Genomic DNA, 26,366 nt, shown 5'->3' on the forward strand with positions numbered 1-26,366 from the left:
TAGAATTACTCTTCTAGATTAATTTCCTCAATTTTTTCAACTGTATTTTCTTTTTTAGTTGATTTTAACAGCTCGTCATCAAAGAGCATTCGTACTGATGGCGTATAATCATCATCATACTGACCTGTTTTTACCGCCGTTATAAAAGCAATAAAAAAGCCGATGGCAATAATTATACTGATGGTTATTAATAAATAAATGACACTCATACCTTAAATTATAGTAACAAAATTACTGTGGATTATTCGTGTAAAACATGACATATATCATACTTTACAACAATTGTTAAATATATGTGAAAACGCACTTCGCAAACTTATATACTTCTATTTTTTACATGCGTAATAACTACTCATAACCGTAACAAAACTGACAATTGTTATTGTACTCAATGGCATTATAATAGCTGCAACTAGCGGTAATAAATTACCCGTCACAGCAAATGATAAACCTATAATATTGTACAATAAAGAAAGTGCAAAACTCATTTTTATGGTTGTTATCGAATTTTTTGATAATTGCAAAAAGTAGTTTAATTTTTGAAATTCAGTCGCATCTAAAATTGCATCACAAGCAGGGGAAAAGACGTTAACATTTTCAGAAATAGAGATTCCCACGTTACTTTGCGCTAATGCTCCTGCATCATTCAACCCATCGCCTACCATCATCACATTTCTCCCTTCTTGCTGTAATTTTTTAATAAATTCTAGTTTTTGTTCTGGTTTCTGATTGAAAACTAATTCTGTACCTTTCGGTAAAAGCTGCTCAAGAGTTTCCATTTCTCCATCATTATCGCCTGACAAAACTTTAATTTGATATTGATTTTTTAAAGTTGAAAACAACTGCTCTAAACCATCTCGGTATTGATTATTGAAATTGTATCTTCCGTAGTATTGACCATCAACTTTTATGTGAACCGATGTTTGCTGGATACTATTGTTGTCAATTATTTTCACCAAACTAGCTGATCCTATCAAAATTTGATGATTATCTATTTGTACCATAATCCCTTTACCTGTAATTTCTTCAAAAGCATCTACTTTTAATTTTTTTGCTTCCGGTAAATAATCATATAACATCCTACTTAAAGGATGATTTGATCCTCGAAGTGCATTTTTTATTAATACTTTGATCTCTTCTGAAAACAAATTGCCTTCGTAAGATATATTTGATTTTTTGTTAGTAGTAATTGTTCCTGTTTTATCAAAAACTACTGTATCAACTTTAGATAATTGCTCTATAACCAAAGCATTTTTAAGATAGAATTTTTGTTTACCCATTATCCTCAAAACATTCCCAAAAGTAAAGGGAGCTGTCAACGCAAGCGCACACGGACAAGCAACTATCAATACCGCAGTAAAAACATTAAAGGCAATATTTGCATCAATGAATATCCAATATCCAAATGAAGTGAAAGCGATTAGTAAAAGTATGGGTGTGAAATAGCGCGAAATTTGATCTGTGATTGTTTTATGTTTTTGCTCGACATTTTTTTGAAAAACATCATTACTCCACAACTGCGTCAAGTAACTTTGTGAAACAGAATGAAGCACTTCCATTTCAATTACCTTCCCTATCTGCTTTCCTCCTGCAAAAACTTTATCACCTGATTTTTTCTCAATAGCAACTGCCTCACCTGTTACAAAACTATAATCGATTTCTGCTTTTTCTGAAATTAATATTCCATCAACAGGAATCAATTCTTGATTTCTAATTAATAATCGGTCTCCTTTCTCTACATCATAGATAGGAACACTTTCTTCTGAAAAATCAGTATTAATTTTAGTAACAGCAATTGGAAAATAAGATTTAAAATCCCTCTCAAAACTCAAAAAACTATAGGTTTTGATTTGGAACATTTTTCCTAAAAGCATGAAAAAAATCAATCCTGTCAAGCTATCAAAAAATCCAGAACCATAATCCATGATGATGTCAAAAGCACTTCTTACAAACATTACAACTATTCCTAAAGCAATAGGAATATCAATATTTAGCATTTTAGATCTGATGCTCTTAAAGGCCGAGACGTAATACCCACTTGCCGAGTATAAGAAACTTGGCATTGCTAAGGCAAAAATTAACCATCTAAAAAAACCACGGTATTGATCTAGCCAATATTCTTTTACTTCAAAATATTCCGGAAATGACAATAACATAATATTTCCGAAACAAAAGAAGGCAACGCCTAATTTGTAGGTGAGCGTTCGATCAACAGTATTGTTACCTGTCTCGTAATTCTCTAGGCTAATATAAGGTTCGTAACCAATGGAACTCAATAAATAAACAATTGTTTTAATAGAAACTACTTCTGGATTATAAGTAATTCTAACTTTTTTTTCTGGAAAGTTAACTTGTGAAGTGCTTATTCCTTTTTGAAGACGTTGCAAATTTTCCAGAATCCAAATGCACGAGCTACAATGAATATGCGGAATGTTAAGTGAAATAATAGCCGTTGAATTCTCTTGGAACTCTAGCAATTTTGCAACAATACTTTCGTTGTCTAAAAAATCATACTTCCCTTTAATATCTTGCGGGGTTGCTCCAGGTGATTTTTCAAAATCATAATAGTAGGTCATATCATTGAGACTAAAAATTTCGTACACCGTTTTACAACCGTTGCAACAAAAACTTTTATTGTCAAAAATAATTTCGTCTTCTTTTATAATATCTAAACCACAATGGAAACAGTTTTGTGTGTCCATAACTTTGCTCATTTTACCTTTTGCAAAGTACTTAAACGATTGTTAACTAAAATATGACAATTATCATATTAAAAAAGTACTTTTGTAATACCTATAAAACAAATGAATTATGAGTAAATGTGAACAATGTATCGTGAGAGAACTTAGCTCATTGAAAGCACTTACTAGAGATGAATTATTAAAAGTTTCTAGTTGTAAAACATCACATATTATTAAAAAAGGGGAAATTATATTTGAAGAAGGAGAAAATGTAAATGGAATATATTGTATCAAGGATGGTGTTTGTAAACTGACGAAACTTAGTGGCAATGGCAAAGATCACATTGTTAAGCTGGTTACAAAAGGTGAATTACTAGGACAACGTTCTATGATAAGTGAAGAGCCTGTAAATTTAAGTGCAGTTGCTCTTGAGGATATGGAGGTTTGTTTTATTCCAAAAACAGAAGTAATGAGATTTTTCGATAAAAACAATCAGTTTTCAATGAACGTGATGAAAACAATTTGTGGTGATTTGAAGGAAGCAGATGACCACATGGTCAATTTAGCTCAAAAAACAGTGAAAGAACGATTAGCAGAAACACTATTGTATTTAAACGATACTTTTGGGAAAAATGAAGATAATTCTTTGAAAGTCCAACTTTCTCGAGACGAATTAGCAAGTATAATTGGAACTGCCACTGAAAGTTGCATTCGCTTACTATCTGAATTTAAAAAATTAGATTTAATTGAACTAAATGGAAAAAAGATAATTTTAAAAGATGTGAATAAACTTAAAAAGATATCAGAATAAATTATTCATGCTATTCCTTTTTATTCATCGTAAAATAGTAAACTGGAATTCCAAGACAAACAATAAATAATCCTAAACCAGTATTGAAAGTGTCATAAATAAGTAACGTAAAACAAATTGCTGTTGTTACAATTATATAAATTGCTGGTACAATTGGATATCCAAAAGCTTTATACGGCCTATCTGCATTCGGTTCTTTTTTCCGAAGTATGAATACTCCTAAAATCGTTAGTATATAAAAAACTAACGATGCAAAGGTAGCATAAGTCAGTAAGTCTCCAAATTTTCCGGAAACACATAAAACACAAGCCCAGATACATTGTACCCATAACGCCTTAGCTGGAACTTGATTTTTGTTCAGCTGCGTTGCTTGTTTAAAAAACAGTCCATCTTTTGCCATAGCAAAAAACAATCTACCACCCGATAGAATTAGGCCACTATTGCAACCAAAAGTAGACACCATAATTAATCCAGCCATTACAAAAACACCAATATTTCCCATAATCATGCTAGCTGCTGCAGCTCCTACTCTATCATTGTTGGCAAACATGATTCCGCTACCGCTAATATCATTCACGCTAGGAATTCCTTGCATTGGCAATAAAGCTAAGTAAGCAAAATTTGCTAAAACATAAATTACAGTTACTATCAAAGTTCCAAGAAACAAACTACGAGGAATATTTTTTTTGGGTTCTTTAATTTCACCTGCAATAAAGGTTACATTATTCCATGCATCACTAGAGAAAAGCGAATTAATTATTGTTGCTCCTGCGGCTCCAAGAAGTGCTATTCCTGCTAGTTTTGTAACCGTAATAGTACCATCAGGATTTACAACCGTTTTACTAGCTTCCCACATGTTTGCAAAATTATTAGATAAAATATTAGTTTGTAAACCAACATATAACCCTAAAATTATCAGTGCAAAAAGAGCAATTAATTTAGCTGAAGTAAAAATCAACTGAACAGTTTTTCCGCTTTCCACACCTTTGGTGTTAATATAGGTCAGCAAAATTATACTCAAAATAGCTACTACTTTTTGGTATGAAAAAATGAAGCTTGGACCAACATTAAAAAGAGTTGTATCCAAAACAGGGAAAAAAATAGCGGCATAATTAGCAAATGTAACTGCAATAGCAGCAATAACTCCAGTTTGAATAACCGTGAAAACCGTCCAGCCGTATAGAAAAGAAATCAATCTACCATAAGCACGCTGAATGTAAACAAATTGTCCTCCAGCTTTAGGCATCATTCCAGCTAATTCCCCGTAACTTAAGGCGGCTGCCACGGTGATTAAACCTGTGACAATCCAAATTACTAATAACCATGCTGCAGAACCAATGTCTCGCGCCATCGCTGATGTAACTATAAAAATCCCCGAACCAATCATTGATCCTGCAACTAAACTCGTAGCATCTATTAATCCTAAAGACCGTTTTAACTCGATTTTATTTTCTGACATTGATAATTAGTTTTTAATTTATTTTATCTGCTTTGTTAATCGATTCGCTAGTCTAACTATTATAAACTAGGCTCTTAAAACTGAATCCTAAAAACTGAGAACTATAATTTCTTTGCTTCTTCCCAAAAAATATCCATTTCAGCTAGTGTCATGTCCATTAAAGGTTTTCCTAATTCACCTGCTTTACTTTCTAAATATTGAAAGCGCTTGATGAATTTTTTATTGGTTCGTTCTAAAGCATCTTCAGGATTTACCTTTAAAAATCTAGCATAATTTATCATAGAGAATAATACATCTCCAAATTCAGCCTCAATTTTATCCTGATCTCCCGCTGCAACCTCAACTTGTAATTCGGCCAATTCCTCTTGCACTTTATCCCAAACTTGGTGTGATTCTTCCCAGTCAAATCCTACTCCTTTAACCTTATCTTGAATTCTACTCGCTTTTACTAATGCAGGTAAACTTGTTGGAACTCCTTCTAAAACTGATTTTTTGCCTTCTTTTAGCTTTAATTTTTCCCAGTTTTGCTTCACTTCTTCTTCGTCTTTTACAACAACATCGCTGTAAATATGAGGGTGGCGATGAATAAGTTTTTCACAAATTCCATTGCATACATCTGCAATATCAAAATCATTAGTTTCACTTCCTATTTTAGCATAAAAAACTAAATGTAAAAGTAAATCGCCTAATTCTTTTTTCACTTCGTTTAAATCATTATCCAAAATAGCATCACCTAATTCGTAAGTTTCTTCAATGGTTAGATGACGCAAACTTTGCATCGTTTGCTTTTTGTCCCAAGGACATTTTTCACGCAAATCGTCCATGATGTTCAATAATCTTTCAAAAGCTTGGAGTTGGTTTTGTCTAGAATTCATAACGAGTATTTTTAGTAAAAATAAAAAATCCCGTTCAGAAAAAAAGCTGAACAGGATTATAAATAATTAATTATAGGATTATTTTTTTGCGACTTTTTCAACTTTCGCTGGAACTTCAACTTCCCCAGCTTCAGTTTCATTTGCATCAGCATGAACTGACTCGTTATCAACCGCAACAGGAACAGAATCTACTAATAAGCCTTTTGCTTGAAGCATATTGTACCAGTTTAAAACTTTTTTGATGTCTGATGGGTAAACTCGCTCTTCATCATAATCAGGTAAAATCTCTTTGAAATAGGCAATTAAAGTTGCGTTGTCCTCTTTATGCGAAATAGCTTGTCCTTTATTTTCCTTATCGGCAATAGTTTGCATGATTTGAGACAAGGGCTTTTCTGCTTCATAAGTATAAATCGAGATTTCAGATAATAAGCTAACATTACTTTTTAAATTAACAGTAATTTTTTTACCGTCAACTAATGATTCTGCAACGAATCCAGTACGTGTTTGTACTTGTAATACATATAAACCTGGTTTACCAGAGATGGCTAAAATTTTTTCTAAATTCATGTTTTTCTAATTATTATTAAAAATTTGATTTGTTATTTTATTGTTTGAAACCAAAAATTATACCAAGTGGTATAGAATCTTATCTGCCTTTTTTACCAAAAAATTTCATTCGATATTCTTGGAATGTTTTACCTTCTATAATATTTTTTAATTTCCTCTGGATCAAACGTTTTTTTAATGACGAAATTTTATCGGTAAACAATATCCCTTCAATATGGTCGTATTCATGTTGGATTACTCTTGCGATTAGGCCGTCAAAAACTTCTGTTTTCATGACAAAATCTTCTTCGCAATACTCAATTGTTATTGTGGGATTTCGATAAACATCTTCTCGAACATCAGGAATGCTTAAGCAACCTTCATTGAAGGTCCATTCTGGACCTTCTTCCTTTATCATTTTGGCATTGATAAAAGTTTTTTTAAAACCTTGTAGTTGCTTCTGTTCAGCATCATCAAGCTCTTCATCATCACTAAAAGGCGTGGTATCAATAACAAATAACCGCACCGCTAAACCTACTTGAGGCGCAGCAAGTCCAACACCACAGGCGTTATACATAGTGTCATACATATTAGCAATTGTCTCCTTTAAATTGGGATGCTCTTGTGTAAGAACTTCTCCTGTTTTTCTTAAAACTGGATCGCCATATCCTATAATTGGTAAAATCATTAGTCTTGCATTAAAATATTAACTGCTACATTAGGAACTACCTCCCATTTATTTCAGGTCGCAAAAATAGTAAAAAATTAGACAATGAATAATCGTTAGTTCATTATTAGCTAATATTAACAATTAAAGTTAAAAGAGCTGTATTAATTGTTTATATAATTCATACAAATCTTACCTTTGCAGTAAGACTATATTATGCTACAAAAAACTAAAAAATTTATAGATTCCATTTATTTTACTAATGCTTTAAAAGTTACGGTGGCAGCGGTCATCCCTGTAGTTCTGTTTTCTCTCTTAGGGGAATTTAGAATAGGATTTACAATAGCTTTAGGCGCTTTTTTTACTTATCCAAGTGACATTCCTAGTAGTTTGAAGCATAAAGTAAATGGTGTTTTATTTACTGCTTTTTTAGTTTCCTTCATAAACTTAGCGATCAACATAATATTTCCCTACAATTGGATCTTTTATCCTTTTTTAGCTCTTTTAATTTTCATGCTGTCTATGATTTCTGTTTATGGGCACCGTGCGACAATGACTTCTTTTTCTGGTTTAATTTCTATTTCGTTGGCTTTTTCAAATATCAATGAAGGCTGGGCAATGGTTGAGCATGCGGGATTAATTCTTGCTGGTGGTTTATTTTATCTTTTGATTTCCTTAATTTTCTATTACGTAAGACCTAATCGTTATATCGAATTACAAATAGGAGAGTGTATTAAACTTACGGCAAAATATCTCAAATTACGTGGAGACTTATGGACTGTAAAGGCCGACAGAAAATTAATTATTGAGAAACAATTACACCTTCAAGTAGAATTAAATACAATTCACGAAAACATAAGAGAAGTACTTATTAGAAGTTCTATTACGACAGGATCTTCTAATCAAAATCGTAAAATGTTACTCGTTTTCATCTCGTTAGTTGAAATTCTTGAACTAGCATTATCTACCTCATTTGATCATAATAAGTTACATCAAAAATTTGATGACCACCCAAAGGTTTTATTGACTTATCAGAATTTAGCCTATAATCTAGCCGCTAATTTAAAGCAATTATCTAAAAGTTTAAAAAACAGAAAAATATATAGTTCCAAGTACGATCTTATAAATGATTTGGCGAGTTTAAATCATGCCATCACTGATTATGAATCGCAAGTAGAGAGAAATTCAGCATCAGAAGGTGTTTTGATGTTAACTACCATGCTACAATATGCTGAAAAACAGGTTGAGAAAATAAATATTATTAGTCGCGCTTTTACACAAAAATCTTTAACTGAGGATTTGAAAGGTAAAGATAAAGATTTAGAGAAATTCTTAGCTCCTCATTATTACCCTCTTAGCACTTTGACGCAGAATTTTAGCTTTTCTTCTGCAATTTTCAGACATTCATTACGACTCACAATAACATTATTGTTTGGATTTATTATTGGTGTTTTTTTACCATTTCAAAATGTTTATTGGATATTGTTGACTATCATAGTTATTCTAAGACCTAGTTATGGCCTTACAAAGGAGCGCAGTTTTCAAAGAATGATTGGGACAATTATTGGTGGCTTAATAGCTTTTGGCATTCTCTATTTTGTTCATGACAATAGGATAACTAGTGTCTTAGCAATTCTTTGCATGCTCCTGGGATTTTCTTTTACCCAGATAAATTATAAAGTAAGTGCAACATTTATCACGATGTACGTCGTTTTTATCTACGGAATTTTGACGCCCAATATTAGCGATTTAGTTCAATATCGAATTTTAGATACACTTGTGGGTGCAGTTTTAGCATTTGTAGCAAATCACTTTCTATTTCCAACGTGGGAATTCTTAAATGCTCCTATTCATTTGAAAAAATCAATTGCGGCTAATCAAGAATACTTAAAAGAAATCGCACTGTTTTACAATAAAAAAGGAACTATTCCCACTGCTTATAGATTAGCACGAAAAAATGCTTTTATAGAAATAGGAAATTTAATGGCTTCCTATCAAAGAATGTCTCAAGAACCTAAATCAAAACAGAAACAGTTACCACAAATTTATAAGCTAGTTGTTCTTAATCATTCATTGCTTTCCTCGCTAGCCTCACTGGGAACATATATCCAATCTCATAAAACAACTACAGCTTCAAAAGCATTCAATATTGTCGTTGAAACCGTTGAAAGCAACTTAGAAATTGCGATCACCATTTTAGATGAAAAAGATTTGGATGATAATTTCATTAAAAAAGATTTAGCACTACATTTTACAGCACTAAAAGACATTCGAGAACGAGAATTAAAGGAAGGTGAAGATACAAATACAGAAGATTTTAAATTAAAATTGCAAGAGGCACAGTTAGTTATTGAGCAATTAGTTTGGCTAATAAATCTATCTGAAAACATTGTAAAAGCAACAAAAACATTAAAAACTAACTAAAAAAAGAGCATTAAAAGTAGAATATTTCTAATTTTAATGCTCTTTTTTTTAGTATTCACTTTTTACTTTAATTTTAGAACTTTCGCCGTATCATATCGGATTTCAGCTAGTAATTCAGGATTATCATTTAGCTTATTTCCATAAGAAGGAATCATTGTTTTTAATTTATCTTGCCATTGATCAGTTTTAAATTGATCTTTAAAACATCTTTCAACTAAATCAATCATTATAGAAACCGCAGTAGATGCACCAGGTGATGCACCAAGTAAAACAGATAATGAACCATCTTCAGTGGTAATTACTTCAGTTCCAAATTCTAGAATTCCACCTTCTTTCTCATCTTTCTTAATCACTTGAACTCTTTGTCCCGCTCGTTCTAAAACCCAATCTTTTGCTTTAGCATCAGGAACATATTCTTTTAAAGCATTGATTCTATCTTTTGGAGACTGACGCACTTGCTCGATCAAATATTTCGTAAGTGGAATATTTTTAATACCAGCAGCAATCATTGGAATAATATTATCTGGTTTAATTGATAACGGCAAATCAGAATACGATCCATTTTTTAAAAAACGAGTTGAGAAACCTGCAAAAGGACCAAAAAGCAATTGCTTTTCACCATTTATCATTCGGGAATCAATGTGTGGAACTGACATTGGTGGAGCACCAACACTTGCTTTACCATAAACTTTAGTTTGATGTTTTGCAATCACATCAGGATTTATGCATTTAAGCCATTGTCCGCTAACAGGAAATCCTCCATATCCTTTGCCTTCAATGACATTTGCTTTTTCTAATAATGGTAATGAACCTCCACCAGCACCAATAAAGACAAATTTAGCATAGGCTTTTTTCTTTTGGCCAGTAGCCAAATCAGTAATTTTAATTCTCCAAGATCTATCTTCTCGCTGTTTTAACTTTTTAACTTCATGATGAAAATGAATGGTTACACCATCTAATTTAGTTAAATATCCAAATATATTTCTAGTTAATTCACCAAAATTAACGTCGGTGCCAATATTCATTGAAGTAGCTGCAAACGTATCAGATTCTTTTCGTCCTTCCATTACCAGTGGCATCCATTGTTTCAATACATTAAAATCAGTACTGAAAATCATTTCTTTAAAAAGCGGATTAAATTGTAAGGCATTAAAACGTTTTTGAAGATAGGTAACATTTTTTTCGCCCCAAACAAAACTGAGATGTGGAATACTTTTTATAAAATTTTCAGGAGAGGAAACTTTATTTTGTTGGACTAAATAAGCCCAAAACTGTCGTGAAACTTCAAAGGATTCCGCAATACTAATGGCTTTTTTTGGATCAATACTTCCATCTTGACTTTCAGGAGTATAATTGAGCTCACAAAAAGCAGAATGTCCCGTCCCGGCATTATTCCAAGCATCAGAACTCTCGGCTGCAGCAATGTCTAAGCGTTCGTAAATTTCAATAGTGATATCAGGTTGTAATTCTTTTAGGATTAAGCCTAAAGTGGCACTCATAATTCCAGCACCTATAAGAATTACATCGCTATTTGTACGTATGGTTGTATCTGGCATGACAAAAAATTTAAGACACAAAGATACTTTATAAAACCAAAAAATTCATAACATTAAATTGTTAAAAAGTATGAATTGAAGTTTTCAAATTTAATTTATAATTCAATTTAAAATCTTTTTTGTGACAGGTAATCTTGAAGCATAATTGTTGCTGAAATTTCATCAATCAAAGCTTTGTTTTGACGTTGTTTCTTTTTCAAACCGCTATCAATCATCGATTGAAAAGCCATTTTTGAGGTAAATCGTTCATCAACTCTAATCACTTTCATATCTGGGAAATGATTGGTAAAATGTGTTACAAAACCCTTTATAATGGAAGCACTTTCTGATGGTAGCCCATTCATCTGCTTGGGTTCGCCAATGAGAACTGTTTCTACTTTCTCTTTAGAAAAATAGTCTTTAAGAAAATCTATTGCGGTAGCACTTGGAATTGTAGTTAATCCTGACGCTATGATTTGCATTTCATCGGTCACGGCTATTCCGGTGCGTTTTTGTCCGTAATCTATGGAAAGAATTCTTGGCATTTATAAGTAGTGTTTGTGTTTAATAAACCGAAGACGAAAATTATTTCTTGCCCACTATCAACTTAATAAACAATTGTGTAACCTTTGAAAACATAATCTCTAATATTTTCATCGTTGAAATAACTAGACTTCTTAAAATAAAAAGGATTCTTTAAATCTTTCCTTATCTTTTTTATTAAATCAATTTTGAACTTTCTAGCCGCTAAAGGTTTGTCTTTCAAAATATATCTAATTTGGCTATCTAAATCAAACCTAAAATCTTTAGTGATTTTAATTTTCATATTCCGAAATAGTCTTTTCAAGAAATTCATCCAACTCATCCAAAGAGCAACATTCAGCTGTATCGTTTTTTATCTTAGCCAAAGAAAGATCCAATTTTTTCTTGTTTTCATCAAAATCAGTATCTTACTGAACTATTTTCAATTCGTCTGATGAAAACGAACTCAATAACTCCAGAATTTTGGCTTTTATTTTTGGTTGAAATTCTAATCTAATTGCTTCCATAACTAATTTATTACTCATACAAAGATAAAACATTTTAGAGTTGAAAAAAAATGCTCCACTTTTTATGCCAATTGCAGTTTTTTTAGCCTCTTCCCTCTATGCCATTAATAAAAAGTAAAACGCGACAAGTTAAATTTGCAACATTTTCAAACTAATTCGGCTTTTTGCTATAGGTTAAAAATCCTATCTTTGTCAAAAATCTATCTAAAATGAATCCATTACAAACTATTATAGAACAAGCCTGGGAAAACAGAGCTTTGTTACAAGAAGAAACGACTACAAAAGCTATTAGGGAAGTTATTGAATTATTAGATTCTGGGAAATTACGTGTAGCCGAACCGGTTGGCGATACTTCGACTTCGCTCAGTACAAGTTCTTGGCAAGTAAACGAATGGGTAAAAAAAGCTGTTGTGATGTACTTCCCTATTCAAAAAATGGAAACATGGGAATCTGGAATTTTTGAATATCACGATAAAATGTTATTAAAAAGAGGCTTTGCAGAAAAAGGAATTCGTGTTGTTCCGAATGCAGTGGCGCGTTATGGAGCATACATTTCTAGCGGCGTTATTTTAATGCCTAGTTACGTCAATATTGGTGCTTATGTTGACGAGGGAACGATGGTAGACACTTGGGCAACAGTAGGAAGTTGTGCTCAAATAGGAAAGAATGTACATTTAAGTGGTGGTGTAGGAATTGGCGGTGTTCTAGAACCATTGCAAGCTTCACCAGTTATTATTGAAGATGGTGCATTCATAGGTTCTCGTTGTATTGTTGTTGAAGGAGTTCATGTGGGTAAAGAAGCTGTTCTAGGCGCTAACGTGTGCTTGACTGCTTCTACAAAAATCATTGATGTTACCGGAGACGAACCAGTAGAAATGAAAGGTTTTGTTCCAGCTCGTTCTGTTGTGATTCCAGGAAGCTATACTAAAAAGTTTGCTGCTGGAGAATTCCAAGTTCCATGTGCTCTAATTATTGGAACACGTAAACCATCTACTGATTTGAAGACTTCTTTGAATAATGCGTTGAGAGAATATGACGTAGCGGTATAATTGAATGTTTTTTATCCTATAATTCCAAATTCTAATTGTTAAGTCGATTTTTATTTGGAATTTTTATTTACATTATTCCGTAAAAATTGTTTTTTTGTTTCAATTTGTAAAGTCAATAAAAAAAAGTTTAAATGAAAATACTTGTGATTCAACAGAAGATGATAGGCGATGTATTAACTAGTAGTATAATCTGTTCTAATATTAAAATAATATATCCCAATTGTCAAGTAGATTATTTAGTTTATCCTTTTACGCTTCCGGTTTTAGAAAACAACCCTGATATTGATAATATTATTTTATTTGAAGAAAAATACCGTAAGAGTAAACTAGCTTTTTTAAAGTTTTTATTGCATTTACGAAAACAGAAATACAATATTGTAATTGACGCTTATGGTAAACTCGAGAGTAATTTAGTTGTCGCTTTTAGCGCTGCTAAAATTCGAATTGGGTTTTACAAATCGTATACAAGTTTTATTTATACTGACACGGTGAAAGAAATCTCTAACCCAATTACTAATGCTGGAACTGCAATTGAAAACCGACTTAATTTACTATCTAACTTAAGAAATAGTATTGAACTTATCAATAAACCAAAAATCTTTTTAACCGACCAAGAAATTGAAAATGGTAAGGCTATCCTTAAAAAGAACAATGTCGATTTTTCAAAAAAAATATACATGATCAGTGTTTTAGGTAGCGGCGAAAACAAAACTTATCCTTTTGATTACATGGCGACTTTATTAGATGAAATTGTAAGAGAAACTCAGTCCATTTTACTATTTAATTACATGCCAAATCAAGAAAAAGAAGCTAGAAAGATTTTTAATTTATGTTCAACTGAAACAAAAGCTGCTATAAACCTAAATGTGGTGCCTACTGATATTAGATCCTTTTTATCTATTTTATATCACTGTGATGGACTAATAGGTAATGAAGGTGGTGCAATTAATATGGCAAAGGCGATTATTAAACCTACCTTTACAATATTTTCAACTTGGATTATTAAAGAAGCATGGAATTCATTCGAAAATGAAACTTCCAATATTTCGGTTCATTTAAAAGACTTTAAACCAGAGTTATACGGAGATAAATCACCCAAGGAAATGAAAAATAACGCTGAAAACTTATACAAATCTTTTCTACCTCAACTTATTTTACCAAAATTGAAAGTATTTTTAAAGAAAAATTAAAGTTTCTTAAAGACTTGAATCAATCCCTCTATCCGTTATAATTATTTTATTCTCCCTGGTAGACTTTCTAATTGCTTTATTTTTTGCCAATGCTTGCTCATTGACATAACCGCGACTATGATCTAAATGTATACATATCGCGCTATAACGAATTTGTTTTGACTTCAGTCCCATATTGATTAATCGCTCTCCTAACTCTCTATCTTCGCCTCCGTATTGCATTTCTTGATTGAAACCATTTATAGCAATCAAATCACTTTTCCATCCGGACGAATTATGGCCATTCCAGCTTGCGTTTGTTGGCGTTAAAGCATTTAAAATTTTAGCTCTGATTGGAGAAGCAGTTAACTTTAAATTTTTAACTGATTTATTTAAACCTTGTTTTATCAGCCATTCCTTGTCAAAGCAAGATTGTGAAATAATATCATGCTTAGTAATTAAATTTGAAACAGACATGGGTAATTTAAAATACCCGCCTGATAGAAAAAAGCCTTTTTGCATAAATTGGAGGTGAATGGCAACGAAATCGTTTCTCGGAATACAATCTCCATCAGTAAAAATTAGGTATTCAGAGTTCGATTTTATGATCGCTTTATTTAAAATTTGCGTTTTTTGAAAACCTTTATCTTCATGCCATACATGAACTATAGGAATAGAAAAATTAGTCCTCATACTATCAATTAGCTTTTTAGTATTAGGGCCTGAACCATCATCAGCAATAATAATTTCAAAATCACTTTCTATTTGAATACTAAATCCAATAAGGACTTTTTCGAGCCACTCTTCAGCATTATAAGTACTAATTATTACAGATGCTTTCATAAAAGTTTATTGATGACGAATTATTAAGGTTTTAGGAAATATTAAGATTGAAATTATCATGAAGGAATTAGAATTTATTTCCAAAAAAGCAATTTCTTTTTTCTCGCTATCTTTCGTTGGAATTTTTCTTGAAAATCATTTGTAAAAAACCACATTTTTTCAAAAATCTCATCTTCACTTTTAGATCCAAATAATTTTGAATATTCATTACTCATGATGGAAATCATTTCTTTCTTTGGCGTAAGCCTACTAAAATTTTTCATTCGCCTATTAAAATCCATGCTATCGTGAAAATTCATTCTATTCAAATCAACTAAAAAAAAATCGTATTGATTGTCGAAAACTTTTTTTATGAGTGTATTTCCAGGCGAATGATCTAAAAACTCAATTCCTTTTTGATGTAAATCGAATGTGAATTGAGCAAATTGTCTGAGAATATTCTCGTGATCAGGAAAATCAGGAATTTGCACTAGTTCTCTAAAAGTTAAATCGCTTTCAAGGTGTTCGCTAATATAATAACTCTCTTTGATCCCAAATACTGTAAAATCTTCTGCATGAGCTACAGGTTGAGGAGTTCCAATACCTTTATTTAATAAATTATTAGCGTACTCGAAAGATCTTCGTGCTTTGGATTTTCGAAAATATTTATATGCTACTTGATTAATAACATTTGGAATTTTAAAAGATTTAACATTTATGGTTTTTTCATCTAATTCGAACAATTTTATCTTATTACGTTGTCCATCGCCAAAAAGAAAACCACTTGTACTAAAATTTGCAATGATCTTTAATATTGCATCTTTTTTTTCTTTGAAATTAGAATTGACTGTTATTAACATGAATAATCTACTGAATCGTTAGGTTACAAAAATAGCGAATTGATTTCTGAGTGTCTTTAAAAACGTCTTTTAATTGCAGTTTTTTTAAAATATTTTCTAATTTCTAAATGATAAAAATAAATAATTAATGATTAAACCTTCTTACTAATTTAAAGTCTACTTAATAAATGAGCATTTTCACATACATAAACTCAACAAATCAAAACTCTAGATAATAGAATCAAACTACTAAATATGAGTAAAACTGTATTTTTAGAAACACACAACCTTAAAAACAAATCAACTGGATTTGGTACTTTTAATTATGAGTTAATTAAAGGTTTTTCTCAAATAGAATTAGATAATTTAGCGCTATGTTTAAACTATAGTCGTCCAAAAGAACTCGCTGCAGAATTTGGAAGTAAGTTTATGTATAATAGATATACTGATTTGTCTCGATTACCACTTCTTCGAACTCGAAAACATTATGACTTGTGGCATTCCATGAATCAGAACTCTAAAATAGAACCATATCGCAGTAATAAATATGTATTAACTGTTCATGATGTGAATTTTGTGGAAGAGGTCTCTACTAACATGGATGACAAAGTCAATAAACTTTTTCTTAAAAAATTAGAAAGAGCCACTGCGATAACATACATTTCGGAATACGCTAAAAAACAAACACATAACTATTTCAACATTCCTAATATTCCAGAATATGTAATTTTGAATGGAAATCCTATATCTACAATCTTAGATGTAACATCTTTTATTTCACCATTCCCAACTGAAAGGCCATTTCTTTACTCAATAAGTAATTTTTTAGAAAGAAAAAATTTTCTATCTGTCGTCAAAATGATGCTCTACCTTAAACAGTATAATTTAATTCTTTCAGGAAACAACAATACTAGATATGGCAAAGAGATTGAAAAATTTATTATTGATAATAAATTAGAACACCGTGTTTTTCTAACTGGTAAAATAAATGAAGTTGCAAAGCAATACTATTTATCAAAATGTCATGCTTTTGTATTTCCATCGCTGCGTGAAGGCTTTGGACTTCCTCCTATTGAAGCGATGCAGTTTGGAAAGCCACTATTTTTAGCTAATAGAACTTCTCTCCCTGAAATTGGCGGAGACCAGTCATACTACTGGGATAATTTTGATCCTGAGGATATGAAAAATGTATTTGAAAATGGTATAAATCACTTTTTTAATAATAAAGAAAATATAGAAAAATCACTAAAAGCAAGAGCAGCTAGTTTCGATTGGAAGATAGCAGCAAATGAATATTTAAAAGTTTACAAAGAGCAACTTAAGTAATTAGAAGGAAATAATTTCATTGTTTTAATCATATAAGTTTTAAACTTTACCTATTTTTTGTAAAACTAATGTCTTATGAGTGATTAAGTTGAGACAAATAAATGCTGTATAAATTGTTCCTATGACTTAAATAAAACATTCAAACTTAAAAGATTTTTTTACGTCCTAGAATGACTTTCTTCTTGAAATCCATTATTGAATCTTTCCCTCTAATATCAATTCTTTGAATTAAATAATTGTTCTTGAATGGAAATATATTGATTCTGTTTCCTATTCTTAAGGCATATTTTATTCCATACTTCTCTAAAACTTGAAAGAATTTATCTTGTCTAATTCCCTTTTTTCTATGGTAACCTCCGTAAGTATAGGCTAATGCAGGGAAAATACTTAACTGTTCCTTTTTGATTACTTCTTGACAAAGTTGTAAATCCTTTTCAATTTCTTCCAATGAGAAAGAGGCATAATTATCATGTTTGAACGTGTGATATCCAAGTTCGATGCGCGAACCTATCGCATTTAATTGTTGCTTGTTCATCATCATCATATTTTCACTAACGAATTTTCCGCCCCAATCTGCTTGTTGACCTATCCTACCTAGTACAACAAAACAAACTGCTTTAAAATTATATTTCACCAGCAAAGGGTACAGTTCAGTGTGGTTATCTGCAAAACCATCATCAAATGTAAGCACTACTGATTTAGGTGGTAAAGGAAGTTTTTTAACTTTAAACTCATCCACTTCTGAAAGCCAAAGTGTAGTGTAGTTATTTGCTTTTAAATATTCAAATTGCTCTATTATTCGCTCTTTACTAATGGTAATTTGATCTTCAAAGCCATTCACTGAAATAGAATGATATTCTAAAATTCGCAACTTGTTGGAAGGTTCAAAAAGCAGTTTGAACTGAAAATTTAAAAAAACAAAAAACGCTATTAATAGCAGAACAAAAGTTGATAAAAAGTAAATCATAATTTATTTGTGGTACTAATAAGTAAATACTACTTAACTAAAACTTCATTTAAAACAGTTAGTATTTTTTTGCCAATAATCTCACGTGTTGAAGTTGTCATTAAAAAGTTAGAGCCTGCTATTGTAAATTTTTCCTGCATTGCACTATTATAAATCAACTTTTCTACTTTATTTGCAAAATCTTCTGCATTACCAGCTTCTGCAAGGAGACCAGTTTCGTTATCAATTAAAATAGTTGGGATTCCGCCTGCTCTTGCCGCAACAACAGGAACATTGCAAGCATAACTTTCAAGAATTACACCGCCAGTAGCTTCATTACTAGAGGTAAATAAAAACAAATCAAATTCTGGGAGACATTTATTAATATCATTTCTAAATCCTGCAAAAATAATTTCATTCTCTAAGCCTTTAGATTTTGCATATTCTTTCATTTCATTTTCTAATGGGCCGTCACCTATTAGCACATACTTTGCTTTTAGACCTCTTTTATGAAGTTCTGCCGCTGTATTTATCCAGGTGTAATGATCTTTAACTTTGCAAAAAGCTGAAACATTACCAATGATTTTATAGTCCAAAGGGATATTAAATTCTTGATGAAGAAAACTAACCTTCTTTTTGTACATAAAATTAGCGGTGTCAACTACACTTCCTACCACGGTCAATTTACTATGGTTATTAATAGAATATTTAAGGATTTCGAGCACTGGATCAGAAATACAAATAATTTTTTTTATTCCTTCGTAGTTGTATTTATATTTTCTTAAAAAATTAGTACCAATATTTTTGATTAACGTTCTAAACAACACTAATGGAATTTGCAAACCAAAAAACAACGCTGATAAGACTGCTAACGTATGTGATTTACTATTATGAAGGAGCATAATATTTGCATTAAAATGCATTGTCAAGTTTTGAAGCTTTTTTGCAAAATTTAAATCATATTCTGATTTGTAGCTAAAACCATGAACATTCAAATTTTTACAAGTTGCAATGCGGAAAATTTCAGAATCAATAGGACAAATGATTAATTGCTCTTCAGCTAAACTATTATCTCTAAAAGACTCGTAAATATCAATAATCATTTGTTCATGACCTCTCCAAACTTTTGAAGCTGTAAAATGTATTACTCTCATCTACGTGTTTTTATCAATTAATTACGAAGTAAAAATACTCTTTTTGTAATTCTACACAACTTAAAAAGTACTTAAAAGCAATATATTTTTATTCATTATTCTACTTTAAAAATAGTTTTTAACCAACAGGCTAACATGTACTTATGTAATATTCCATCATTAATTGGAACGTATTCTGTTTCAAAAAATGAATTAGGAATTTCATAATTACTTTCTGACACAACCCAAATATTGTTTTTATTATAAAAATCGTAGTTGACAATATCAATATTGTTAGTAATTATTTTCTTTTGGTATCCTAAAGCCTCAAAAATACGAAAGCTCAAGCCCTGCTGATTTTCTCTTTGTACATCTAGTAAAATTTTACTTTCTAAGATGTGCTTTTTAACCTCTGAAATTGATAAATAATTTTTAATAAAAGTACATTTACCCTGTGTGCTTTCTAATCCTTTCCTAACCATAAAAAGAAATGTAATATTTCTTCTTTCTAAATAATTTGCCATTAATTCTAAAAACACAAATCTTTTGTCAAAAGAAGATATATTGAACACTAGCTGCTTCTCTTTACTTTCTTTAACTGTAACATCGTATATGTAGTTTGTTAAAAAAATGAAATTATACTTCTTTGCATCTTTTTTATCGTAACTAAAAATGGTATCAAAAAAATGTAGCGTTTTTTTCTGATCCTTATAATTTTCAATACCATCAAATAAATAACAACTCATTTCATTACCATTTTTACGAAGAAAAGTTAAAGCTTCTTTTTCTAGTTTATCTGGACGAATGATTAATATTTGATCAAAAACACCTTTACTATTTACTAAGCGGGTAATATAATCCGTTCTATTTTTATCTTTTAAATTTCTTGACGAAATAACTTTTGAGAAAAGATTTATAAGTCTTTCAAAAATATTTTTATATGAAAAAGCAATTGAATCGATGTCAATATAAGTTAAATCCACACTTTCATTTATCTTTAATTTTTCAATAATAAAATCAATGTAACCAAAAGAGTGGGTTGCAATAATTGCGATTTTTTTAATTTTTGTCATAACATTTATCTTTGTGAATAAATACACTGCACAAAAATAGAAAGTTATTTAACAATTCAAGATTTTAAAATGATTAACGACGAAATCCTTAAATCCTACGATATCATCAAAGAAGGTGGCATCATTCTTTATCCAACTGATACTGTTTGGAGAATTGGTTGTGATGCTACAAACCTAGAAAAAGTTGCAGAAATTTTTTAACGCTACTAATAAAGTGAAGAAACACAATTCAAATCCAGCAACTTTATGTTCCAATAAATTCAATTAATTATCGGTATATTAGCTAAAATAATTAGAATTGAATCTTCTATTTGAAATCAAAAATATATAAAATAGTTTAGGTTATGGAAATAATTTGGACCAATACAGCGGCTAAAAAGTATGACGAATTACTTGAATATCTTTTAACAAAATTTTCGCATGTAACAATGGTACAATTCATGATCGATTCAAAAAAAAAAAAATGAAAACATATCAAAGTTTAACGATATTGGTCAAGTTTATATAAATATCGAATATCGTTATTTACTTCTTTCCGAGCAAACTTATTTATTTAATAAAACACTTAATAATACAGTTTATATCTCTGAAATATGGGATAATCGCTAGAATCCAGTAAAATTAAACATTATACTTCATTTTTAATCTTTCCATAAAATCATCATGATTTTCTATTCTACCTGCCAATATATCCTTTTCAGATTTTTTTAAATTACTCATTAAAACTTGTTCAGAAAACAATATCTGGGTAATTATCTTTACTTCAGCCAATGAAAAAATTTTATCTTTTAATTTACGATAGATATTAGAGTATTTTAAGTTTAGCTTTTCTAAAAAAAAATCCGCTTTACAATAAGAATCACGCATTAATCTTGGTAATTTTTCTGTAAATTCTTCGTATTGTTCAATTGTTGGTATCATGAGAGATATGATTTTGTTCATTAATAATGTAAACATGGATAAAAAAATGATACAAAAATGTACCAATTTAACATAGAAAGCAATTTAGAAAATCCTCTCACATGAATCACTTCGATTTACATATTAATTGAATTATCTTTGCCGTTTTAATACATTTTAAAAATGAACGACGAAATCCTTAAAGCTTACGACATCATCAAAGAAGGCGGCATCATTCTTTATCCAACCGATACTGTTTGGGGAATAGGCTGTGACGCAACTAATGCTGAAGCTGTTGCTAAAATTTATCAACTCAAGAAAAGAGCCGAGTCACAAAACATGATTGTTTTGATGAATGGCGATAAAATGATGCACAATGTATTTACTGAAATTCCCGAAGTGGCTTGGCAAATAATTGAATTATCCGAAAACCCTACTACCTTAATTTTAGATAAACCAAAAAATGTTGCTGCAAATTTAATCGCCACAGACAATACTTTAGGGATCAGGATAGTAAAAGAGCCTTTTTGTTTTAAATTACTGGAAAAATTAAAAAAACCGTTGGTGTCGACCTCGGCAAATATTTCTGGGAAACCTACTCCAAAAAGTTTTAAAGAAATTAGTCCTGAAATTTTAAAAGGCGTGGACTATATTGTAAATTTGCAGCGCGATAAAATAGGCGGAAAACCGTCGACAATAATTAAACTTTCGTTGGATAATCAGGTGAAGATTATAAGAAAATAATTATAAGTATAACACCACAGATTCGCAGATTTTTTTTAAAATAATATATTTTAATTATGACTGAAGAATATTTATACAAAGAGGAATCTTATAAAATTATTGGTCTTTTATTCGAAGTTCATAAAAGCCTTGGGAAAGGTTTTTCAGAAATTGTGTACAAAGATGCATTAGAATATGAATTCAAAATAAATAATGTTCCTTATCAGAGAGAAAAAGAATTTTCGGTTAATTACAAAGAAACGGTTTTAAAACATAAATTTTATGCAGATTTTGTTGTTTACGATAGAATCATACTTGAAATTAAAACGGTAGAATGTTTTAATAATGCGCATTACAATCAATGTATAAATTATTTAAAAGTTTCAGGAAATGAATTAGCGTTTTTAGTGAATTTCAATTTATCATCTCTTGAACATAAAAGAATTGTGAGAACAATAAAATAAAAATCTGCGAATCTGCGGTAAAAAAAGCATGAATTACAAGCAAGCCTTAAATAATAAAATATTCGAAGTCATCGCTCAAGCATCTCAAGAACTTAATTTAGAAAGTTACGTAATTGGTGGTTTTGTGCGGGATCTAATTTTGAAAAGAGACTTTAAAAAAGATATCGATATTGTCGCAGTTGGTAGCGGAATCGAATTAGCTTTAAAAGTTGCTGAATTACTGCCAAACAAACCTAAAGTTCAAATTTTTAAGAATTATGGCACAGCCATGTTACGCTATAAAGAAATCGATATTGAGTTTGTTGGAGCAAGAAAAGAAAGCTATAAACAAGATAGTAGAAATCCAATTGTTGAAAACGGCTCGCTAGAAGATGACCAAAATCGCCGTGATTTTACTATCAACGCCATGGCTCTTTCTTTAAATAAAAGTACTTATGGAGATTTAATTGACCCTTTCGATGGACTAATTGATATTGAGAATAAAACGCTGAAAACCCCCTTAAATCCAGATATTACTTTCTCTGACGATCCTTTACGCATGCTGCGTGGTATACGGTTTGCAACACAACTAAATTTTAAAATTGAATTTGAATCATTGAATTCAATTACCAGAAACGCAGAAAGAATTAAAATCATTTCTGGAGAGCGGATTGTAGATGAATTAAATAAAATTCTTTCAACTGATAAACCTTCCGTTGGATTCTTATTACTTTATAAAACGGGGCTTTTAGATCTTATCTTGCCTGAATTAACTGCCTTAAACAATGTTGAGGAAATTGAAGGTCACACTCACAAAAATAATTTTTATCACACGCTAGAGGTAGTAGATAATATTTGTCCAAATACAGATGATGTTTGGTTACGCTGGTCCGCTTTACTTCATGATATCGGAAAAGCACCAACTAAACGTTTTACTAGAAAACAGGGTTGGACATTTCATGGTCATGAATTTTTAGGAGGAAAAATGGCTAAAAAAATATTTGAACGCTTACACATGCCATTGAATCAAAAAATGAAATTTGTACAAAAAATGGTTATGATGAGTTCAAGGCCAATCGTCTTATCACAAGAAATGGTTACGGATTCTGCGGTAAGAAGATTAGTGTTTGATGCTGGAGAAGATGTTGAAAATTTAATGATATTATGTGAGGCCGATATCACCACTAAAAATCCAAGTAAGTTTAAAAAATACCATAGTAATTTTGAAATTGTTCGAAAAAAAATAATTGAAGTAGAAGAGCGAGATCAAGTGCGAAATTTTCAGCCACCTATATCAGGAGAGGAAATTATGACTCTTTTTGATCTAAAACCTTCCAAAGAAATTGGAATTTTAAAAGAAGCAATTAAAGAGGCAATTTTAGAAGGTGAAATTGCAAACGAATACCAAGCAGCTTATCAATTTATGATAAAGAGAGCAGCAAAGATTGGGCTAAAGATTAACGCTTGTTGAATTATAAAATTAACAGTTTTGAAATATCTTTGCAAAAATTAATCATAACAATGAAAAAACAGAATTTCTACGTAATCTTTTGGCTATTATCAGGATGCTTACTATTGTTCATAATGGTTATTGTAGGTGGAATTACACGCTTAACAAATTCCGGTTTATCAATGACCGACTGGCACTTAATAAATGACACTTTTCCACCAATGTCGCAAGAAAAATGGATTGAATATTTTGAAGAATATAAGAAATATCCAGAATATCTACTCGTAAATCAATATAAAGATTTTCAATTAGAGGATTATAAATTTATTTTCTTTTGGGAATGGTTTCACCGTTTAATTGGTAGGATTATTGGTCTTGTATTCATTATTCCGTTTGTCTATTTTTTAATAAAAAAACAATTAGATCGATCCACGATAAAAAAATGTTTGATACTGCTAGGAATGGGTGCTTTTCAGGGTTTTTTAGGATGGTTTATGGTCGCTAGTGGTCTCAAAGACATGCCTGATGTAAGTCATTTTAGATTAGCTATTCACCTTACATTTGCTTTTATCACATTTGCATACACGTTATGGGTGGCTTTAGATTTAATTTACCCAGAAAGAACAACAGTAATTGTACCTTTGAGAAATTTAGCGCGAGTATCATTAGTATTTTTGATTGCTCAAATTATTTATGGTGGTTTTGTTGCGGGTTTAAATGCAGGTTTAATACACAATCACTGGCCATTGATGAGCGACGGACAGTTTATTCACGATAGCGTGTTTATTGAACAAAAAACACTTTTTCTAAATTTAGTGGAAGGCAAAAGTGGTGTCCAGTTTGTTCATAGAACAATGGCTTATTTTGTAGTAGGACTAATAGTAGCTTTATTTATTAGAAGTAGAAAATACCTACTTAACAATTTACAAAAGGTTGGGGTAAGTACGCTACTTATTTTTGTCTTTCTACAATTTACCTTGGGTGTTTTTACTTTGATATACGGCGTTCCTTTATGGTTAGGCCTTGTTCATCAAATCATGGCTTTCTTACTGCTAACAGCGATGACTTTTACATTGCATCGGTTGTCTAAGTAAAAGCGATAAATGATTTGAAAACGAAGTAAATTAAATACTTTAGTGAACAAATTCAAAAAAATAATTTAAACGGACTATATTGTCACAGTTACTTGATTACCAATTTAAATGTCTAAACTAGCTGCTCAAGATAAATTTTTAGATTTATCAGATTATGGAAGGCCTTTCGGGACATTTCTTGCAAATCAATTAAAAAACACACGCTTCACTCCTATTCATGTCACACTCCTTTTTGGCGTTTCTGGATTGATAGCTATTTATTTCATTTTACAAAATCAATATTATCTGGCCGCTTTTTTTATCATTCTAAAATCAGGCATAGACGCTGCTGATGGAGAATTAGCGCGATTAAAAAGTACACCATCATATACTGGAAGGTATTTAGATAGCGTGTTTGACATTGTCCTTAATTTCTTATTTTTAACAACAATTTGCTACGTTTCAAATTCAAGTTATTGGCTCGCACTTTTAGCTTTTATTTGTATACAATTACAAGGAACACTTTATAATTATTACTATGTGATTTTACGAAATAACTCTGTTGGCGGTGATACAACTAGTAAAATTTTTGAAGATAAAGCACCAACAGCATTGCCTGGAGAAAATCAAAAATCAGTCGATATATTATTTTTCATTTACACTGTTGTTTATGGAATTTACGATAAGATCATCCACACCTTAGATAGTGACGCTTACAAAGTAAAAACATTTCCTAATTGGTTTATGACGCTTGTCAGCCTATATGGCTTGGGTTTTCAACTATTAATTATAGCCATATTATTACCTTTAGGTCTTATTTATTATATTATCCCGTTTTTTATTTCTTATTCGGTATTGATAGCGGTATTAATATTAATTAGAAAATTCACTTTCCGAGCATAAATGATTTTAATAAAATCAATAAACTATTATATCATTGATCAATTCCTTCAACACTATTAGGAGATCTAAATATTATTTCTTTTAAAAAACTTAAAGATTCAATCCGAAAAATGGGAAATTATAATTATGCAATACTTTAAAATAATTGTATAACAATCTCAGGCCAAAATTTCTTGAAATTTGTGATAAACAAATAGTAATTTAAAACTTAAATATTATGCCAAATTCAAAAGAGATTGAAGGAAACTGGAATGAACTTAAAGGTAAAATGAAACAAAAATTTGCTGATTTAACCGATGACGATTTATTGTATGAAGAAGGAAAAGAAGATGAAATGTGGGGTAAACTACAGCAAAAATTAGGTAAAACTGAAAAAGAAATTAAATCACTTTTTGATTAATTAAAAAGTAAGTCTACTAAGCCGTTTCAAATTTAAAAGAAGTAAATTTAATTTATAACTGCTACATTTG

At 30.8% G+C, this 26,366-nt stretch carries 26 protein-coding genes and 1 pseudogene; 12 read left to right on the forward strand and 15 right to left on the reverse strand.

The window, feature by feature from the left end; genetic code table 11:
- Window positions 1-5: 5 nt before the first annotated feature.
- Both ccoS and BUA99_RS00725 read right to left on the reverse strand, forming a co-directional pair.
- The gene (gene ccoS, locus BUA99_RS00720) at window positions 6-209 is read right to left on the reverse strand and encodes a cbb3-type cytochrome oxidase assembly protein CcoS (RefSeq protein WP_072986892.1); all 204 of its coding nucleotides are present in this window, start codon (window positions 207-209) and stop codon (window positions 6-8) included.
- A gap of 117 nt (window positions 210-326) precedes the next feature.
- Entirely contained in the window at window positions 327-2,702 is a 2,376-nt protein-coding gene (locus tag BUA99_RS00725; protein ID WP_072986895.1) for a heavy metal translocating P-type ATPase, read from the reverse strand.
- A 109-nt stretch (window positions 2,703-2,811) separates the two neighbouring features.
- On the opposite strand from BUA99_RS00725, the gene BUA99_RS00730 reads away from it, so the two are divergent.
- Window positions 2,812-3,492 (forward strand): Crp/Fnr family transcriptional regulator, encoded by a 681-nt coding sequence (locus tag BUA99_RS00730; protein WP_072986910.1) that lies wholly within the window; start codon window positions 2,812-2,814, stop codon window positions 3,490-3,492.
- Window positions 3,493-3,502: 10 nt separating this feature from the next.
- Here the strand turns inward: BUA99_RS00730 and BUA99_RS00735 are convergent, their stop codons facing one another.
- The 4 genes from BUA99_RS00735 to def all read right to left on the reverse strand — a co-directional run bounded on the left by BUA99_RS00735 (window position 3,503) and on the right by def (window position 7,060).
- The gene (locus tag BUA99_RS00735) at window positions 3,503-4,951 is read right to left on the reverse strand and encodes an APC family permease (RefSeq protein WP_072986912.1); all 1,449 of its coding nucleotides are present in this window, start codon (window positions 4,949-4,951) and stop codon (window positions 3,503-3,505) included.
- A 101-nt stretch (window positions 4,952-5,052) separates the two neighbouring features.
- Window positions 5,053-5,826, reverse strand: coding sequence for a nucleoside triphosphate pyrophosphohydrolase (mazG, locus tag BUA99_RS00740; protein ID WP_072986914.1), 774 nt, complete (start codon window positions 5,824-5,826; stop codon window positions 5,053-5,055).
- A gap of 78 nt (window positions 5,827-5,904) precedes the next feature.
- A complete protein-coding gene (locus tag BUA99_RS00745) occupies window positions 5,905-6,393 on the reverse strand; it encodes a DUF5606 family protein (protein ID WP_072986916.1) in 489 nt (162 codons plus the stop codon).
- Window positions 6,394-6,472: 79 nt separating this feature from the next.
- Window positions 6,473-7,060, reverse strand: coding sequence for a peptide deformylase (def, locus tag BUA99_RS00750; RefSeq protein WP_072986918.1), 588 nt, complete (start codon window positions 7,058-7,060; stop codon window positions 6,473-6,475).
- 195 nt (window positions 7,061-7,255) lie between these two features.
- On the opposite strand from def, the gene BUA99_RS00755 reads away from it, so the two are divergent.
- Window positions 7,256-9,463 carry an FUSC family protein gene (locus BUA99_RS00755; RefSeq protein WP_072986921.1) on the forward strand — a complete coding sequence of 736 codons (2,208 nt, stop codon included), beginning with the start codon at window positions 7,256-7,258 and terminating at the stop codon, window positions 9,461-9,463.
- Window positions 9,464-9,525: 62 nt separating this feature from the next.
- On the opposite strand, the gene BUA99_RS00760 is transcribed toward BUA99_RS00755, so the two are convergent.
- The 3 genes from BUA99_RS00760 to BUA99_RS00770 form a co-directional block, all read right to left on the reverse strand.
- Window positions 9,526-11,019: a malate:quinone oxidoreductase gene (locus BUA99_RS00760; RefSeq protein WP_072986924.1), complete on the reverse strand. Its 1,494-nt coding sequence runs from the start codon at window positions 11,017-11,019 to the stop codon at window positions 9,526-9,528.
- 107 nt (window positions 11,020-11,126) lie between these two features.
- The gene (ruvX, locus tag BUA99_RS00765; RefSeq protein WP_072986927.1) at window positions 11,127-11,543 is read right to left on the reverse strand and encodes a Holliday junction resolvase RuvX; all 417 of its coding nucleotides are present in this window, start codon (window positions 11,541-11,543) and stop codon (window positions 11,127-11,129) included.
- A 62-nt stretch (window positions 11,544-11,605) separates the two neighbouring features.
- Window positions 11,606-11,824 carry a type II toxin-antitoxin system RelE/ParE family toxin gene (locus BUA99_RS00770; protein WP_072986931.1) on the reverse strand — a complete coding sequence of 73 codons (219 nt, stop codon included), beginning with the start codon at window positions 11,822-11,824 and terminating at the stop codon, window positions 11,606-11,608.
- 432 nt (window positions 11,825-12,256) lie between these two features.
- On the opposite strand from BUA99_RS00770, the gene BUA99_RS00780 reads away from it, so the two are divergent.
- Entirely contained in the window at window positions 12,257-13,096 is an 840-nt protein-coding gene (locus tag BUA99_RS00780; protein ID WP_072986934.1) for a 2,3,4,5-tetrahydropyridine-2,6-dicarboxylate N-succinyltransferase, read from the forward strand.
- A gap of 131 nt (window positions 13,097-13,227) precedes the next feature.
- Window positions 13,228-14,286: a glycosyltransferase family 9 protein gene (locus BUA99_RS00785; protein WP_072986937.1), complete on the forward strand. Its 1,059-nt coding sequence runs from the start codon at window positions 13,228-13,230 to the stop codon at window positions 14,284-14,286.
- A 6-nt stretch (window positions 14,287-14,292) separates the two neighbouring features.
- Here the strand turns inward: BUA99_RS00785 and BUA99_RS00790 are convergent, their stop codons facing one another.
- Window positions 14,293-15,108: a glycosyltransferase family 2 protein gene (locus tag BUA99_RS00790; RefSeq protein WP_072986940.1), complete on the reverse strand. Its 816-nt coding sequence runs from the start codon at window positions 15,106-15,108 to the stop codon at window positions 14,293-14,295.
- A gap of 74 nt (window positions 15,109-15,182) precedes the next feature.
- Window positions 15,183-15,947 carry a lipopolysaccharide kinase InaA family protein gene (locus BUA99_RS00795; RefSeq protein WP_072986943.1) on the reverse strand — a complete coding sequence of 255 codons (765 nt, stop codon included), beginning with the start codon at window positions 15,945-15,947 and terminating at the stop codon, window positions 15,183-15,185.
- A 234-nt stretch (window positions 15,948-16,181) separates the two neighbouring features.
- Here BUA99_RS00795 and BUA99_RS00800 point away from each other — a divergent pair, with 234 nt between their 5' ends.
- Window positions 16,182-17,252 carry a glycosyltransferase family 4 protein gene (locus BUA99_RS00800; RefSeq protein ID WP_072986952.1) on the forward strand — a complete coding sequence of 357 codons (1,071 nt, stop codon included), beginning with the start codon at window positions 16,182-16,184 and terminating at the stop codon, window positions 17,250-17,252.
- Window positions 17,253-17,397: 145 nt separating this feature from the next.
- On the opposite strand, the gene BUA99_RS00805 is transcribed toward BUA99_RS00800, so the two are convergent.
- From BUA99_RS00805 to BUA99_RS00815, 3 genes are all read right to left on the reverse strand, one after another.
- Window positions 17,398-18,219: a polysaccharide deacetylase family protein gene (locus tag BUA99_RS00805; protein ID WP_084673441.1), complete on the reverse strand. Its 822-nt coding sequence runs from the start codon at window positions 18,217-18,219 to the stop codon at window positions 17,398-17,400.
- A gap of 29 nt (window positions 18,220-18,248) precedes the next feature.
- Complete coding sequence (locus tag BUA99_RS00810) at window positions 18,249-19,352, reverse strand: glycosyltransferase family 4 protein (protein WP_072986953.1); 1,104 nt, start codon at window positions 19,350-19,352, stop codon at window positions 18,249-18,251.
- A gap of 95 nt (window positions 19,353-19,447) precedes the next feature.
- Window positions 19,448-20,404 carry a WaaS/CpsH family glycosyltransferase gene (locus BUA99_RS00815; RefSeq protein WP_072986955.1) on the reverse strand — a complete coding sequence of 319 codons (957 nt, stop codon included), beginning with the start codon at window positions 20,402-20,404 and terminating at the stop codon, window positions 19,448-19,450.
- A gap of 69 nt (window positions 20,405-20,473) precedes the next feature.
- Here BUA99_RS00815 and BUA99_RS00820 point away from each other — a divergent pair.
- Window positions 20,474-20,602, forward strand: a pseudogene (locus tag BUA99_RS00820) (Sua5/YciO/YrdC/YwlC family protein); the annotation flags it as partial.
- 423 nt (window positions 20,603-21,025) lie between these two features.
- Here the strand turns inward: BUA99_RS00820 and BUA99_RS00825 are convergent.
- Complete coding sequence (locus BUA99_RS00825; protein WP_072986957.1) at window positions 21,026-21,325, reverse strand: hypothetical protein; 300 nt, start codon at window positions 21,323-21,325, stop codon at window positions 21,026-21,028.
- 162 nt (window positions 21,326-21,487) lie between these two features.
- On the opposite strand from BUA99_RS00825, the gene BUA99_RS00830 reads away from it, so the two are divergent.
- The 6 genes from BUA99_RS00830 to BUA99_RS00855 all read left to right on the forward strand — a co-directional run bounded on the left by BUA99_RS00830 (window position 21,488) and on the right by BUA99_RS00855 (window position 26,296).
- The gene (locus tag BUA99_RS00830; RefSeq protein ID WP_072986960.1) at window positions 21,488-22,048 is read left to right on the forward strand and encodes an L-threonylcarbamoyladenylate synthase; all 561 of its coding nucleotides are present in this window, start codon (window positions 21,488-21,490) and stop codon (window positions 22,046-22,048) included.
- 56 nt (window positions 22,049-22,104) lie between these two features.
- Window positions 22,105-22,491: a GxxExxY protein gene (locus BUA99_RS00835; RefSeq protein ID WP_072986963.1), complete on the forward strand. Its 387-nt coding sequence runs from the start codon at window positions 22,105-22,107 to the stop codon at window positions 22,489-22,491.
- A 28-nt stretch (window positions 22,492-22,519) separates the two neighbouring features.
- Window positions 22,520-23,941, forward strand: a complete 1,422-nt coding sequence (locus BUA99_RS00840) for a CCA tRNA nucleotidyltransferase (protein WP_072986968.1) — start codon at window positions 22,520-22,522, stop codon at window positions 23,939-23,941.
- Window positions 23,942-23,991: 50 nt separating this feature from the next.
- Window positions 23,992-25,014, forward strand: a complete 1,023-nt coding sequence (locus BUA99_RS00845; protein ID WP_072986971.1) for a COX15/CtaA family protein — start codon at window positions 23,992-23,994, stop codon at window positions 25,012-25,014.
- Between the two features lie 108 nt (window positions 25,015-25,122).
- On the forward strand, window positions 25,123-25,896 hold the full coding sequence (locus BUA99_RS00850; RefSeq protein ID WP_072986974.1) for a CDP-alcohol phosphatidyltransferase family protein: 774 nt from the start codon (window positions 25,123-25,125) through the stop codon (window positions 25,894-25,896).
- A 217-nt stretch (window positions 25,897-26,113) separates the two neighbouring features.
- Window positions 26,114-26,296 carry a CsbD family protein gene (locus BUA99_RS00855; protein ID WP_072986976.1) on the forward strand — a complete coding sequence of 61 codons (183 nt, stop codon included), beginning with the start codon at window positions 26,114-26,116 and terminating at the stop codon, window positions 26,294-26,296.
- Window positions 26,297-26,366: the final 70 nt, after the last annotated feature.

This window comes from Flavobacterium segetis, assembly GCF_900129575.1.
Taxonomy (GTDB): domain Bacteria; phylum Bacteroidota; class Bacteroidia; order Flavobacteriales; family Flavobacteriaceae; genus Flavobacterium; species Flavobacterium segetis.

Coding starts and splice junctions, on each gene's coding strand:
- BUA99_RS00805 (WP_084673441.1), bottom strand. CDS start 18,219: ATGATTTACTTTTTATCAACTTTTGTTCTGCTATTAATAGCGTTTTTT.
- BUA99_RS00730 (WP_072986910.1), top strand. CDS start 2,812: ATGAGTAAATGTGAACAATGTATCGTGAGAGAACTTAGCTCATTGAAA.
- BUA99_RS00735 (WP_072986912.1), bottom strand. CDS start 4,951: ATGTCAGAAAATAAAATCGAGTTAAAACGGTCTTTAGGATTAATAGAT.
- BUA99_RS00755 (WP_072986921.1), top strand. CDS start 7,256: ATGCTACAAAAAACTAAAAAATTTATAGATTCCATTTATTTTACTAAT.
- BUA99_RS00785 (WP_072986937.1), top strand. CDS start 13,228: ATGAAAATACTTGTGATTCAACAGAAGATGATAGGCGATGTATTAACT.
- BUA99_RS00790 (WP_072986940.1), bottom strand. CDS start 15,108: ATGAAAGCATCTGTAATAATTAGTACTTATAATGCTGAAGAGTGGCTC.
- BUA99_RS00800 (WP_072986952.1), top strand. CDS start 16,182: ATGAGTAAAACTGTATTTTTAGAAACACACAACCTTAAAAACAAATCA.
- BUA99_RS00850 (WP_072986974.1), top strand. CDS start 25,123: ATGTCTAAACTAGCTGCTCAAGATAAATTTTTAGATTTATCAGATTAT.
- BUA99_RS00835 (WP_072986963.1), top strand. CDS start 22,105: ATGACTGAAGAATATTTATACAAAGAGGAATCTTATAAAATTATTGGT.
- ruvX (WP_072986927.1), bottom strand. CDS start 11,543: ATGCCAAGAATTCTTTCCATAGATTACGGACAAAAACGCACCGGAATA.
- BUA99_RS00825 (WP_072986957.1), bottom strand. CDS start 21,325: ATGATACCAACAATTGAACAATACGAAGAATTTACAGAAAAATTACCA.
- def (WP_072986918.1), bottom strand. CDS start 7,060: ATGATTTTACCAATTATAGGATATGGCGATCCAGTTTTAAGAAAAACA.
- BUA99_RS00810 (WP_072986953.1), bottom strand. CDS start 19,352: ATGAGAGTAATACATTTTACAGCTTCAAAAGTTTGGAGAGGTCATGAA.
- BUA99_RS00795 (WP_072986943.1), bottom strand. CDS start 15,947: ATGTTAATAACAGTCAATTCTAATTTCAAAGAAAAAAAAGATGCAATA.
- ccoS (WP_072986892.1), bottom strand. CDS start 209: ATGAGTGTCATTTATTTATTAATAACCATCAGTATAATTATTGCCATC.
- BUA99_RS00725 (WP_072986895.1), bottom strand. CDS start 2,702: ATGGACACACAAAACTGTTTCCATTGTGGTTTAGATATTATAAAAGAA.
- BUA99_RS00780 (WP_072986934.1), top strand. CDS start 12,257: ATGAATCCATTACAAACTATTATAGAACAAGCCTGGGAAAACAGAGCT.
- BUA99_RS00745 (WP_072986916.1), bottom strand. CDS start 6,393: ATGAATTTAGAAAAAATTTTAGCCATCTCTGGTAAACCAGGTTTATAT.
- BUA99_RS00855 (WP_072986976.1), top strand. CDS start 26,114: ATGCCAAATTCAAAAGAGATTGAAGGAAACTGGAATGAACTTAAAGGT.
- BUA99_RS00840 (WP_072986968.1), top strand. CDS start 22,520: ATGAATTACAAGCAAGCCTTAAATAATAAAATATTCGAAGTCATCGCT.
- mazG (WP_072986914.1), bottom strand. CDS start 5,826: ATGAATTCTAGACAAAACCAACTCCAAGCTTTTGAAAGATTATTGAAC.
- BUA99_RS00815 (WP_072986955.1), bottom strand. CDS start 20,404: ATGACAAAAATTAAAAAAATCGCAATTATTGCAACCCACTCTTTTGGT.
- BUA99_RS00760 (WP_072986924.1), bottom strand. CDS start 11,019: ATGCCAGATACAACCATACGTACAAATAGCGATGTAATTCTTATAGGT.
- BUA99_RS00830 (WP_072986960.1), top strand. CDS start 21,488: ATGAACGACGAAATCCTTAAAGCTTACGACATCATCAAAGAAGGCGGC.
- BUA99_RS00845 (WP_072986971.1), top strand. CDS start 23,992: ATGAAAAAACAGAATTTCTACGTAATCTTTTGGCTATTATCAGGATGC.
- BUA99_RS00770 (WP_072986931.1), bottom strand. CDS start 11,824: ATGAAAATTAAAATCACTAAAGATTTTAGGTTTGATTTAGATAGCCAA.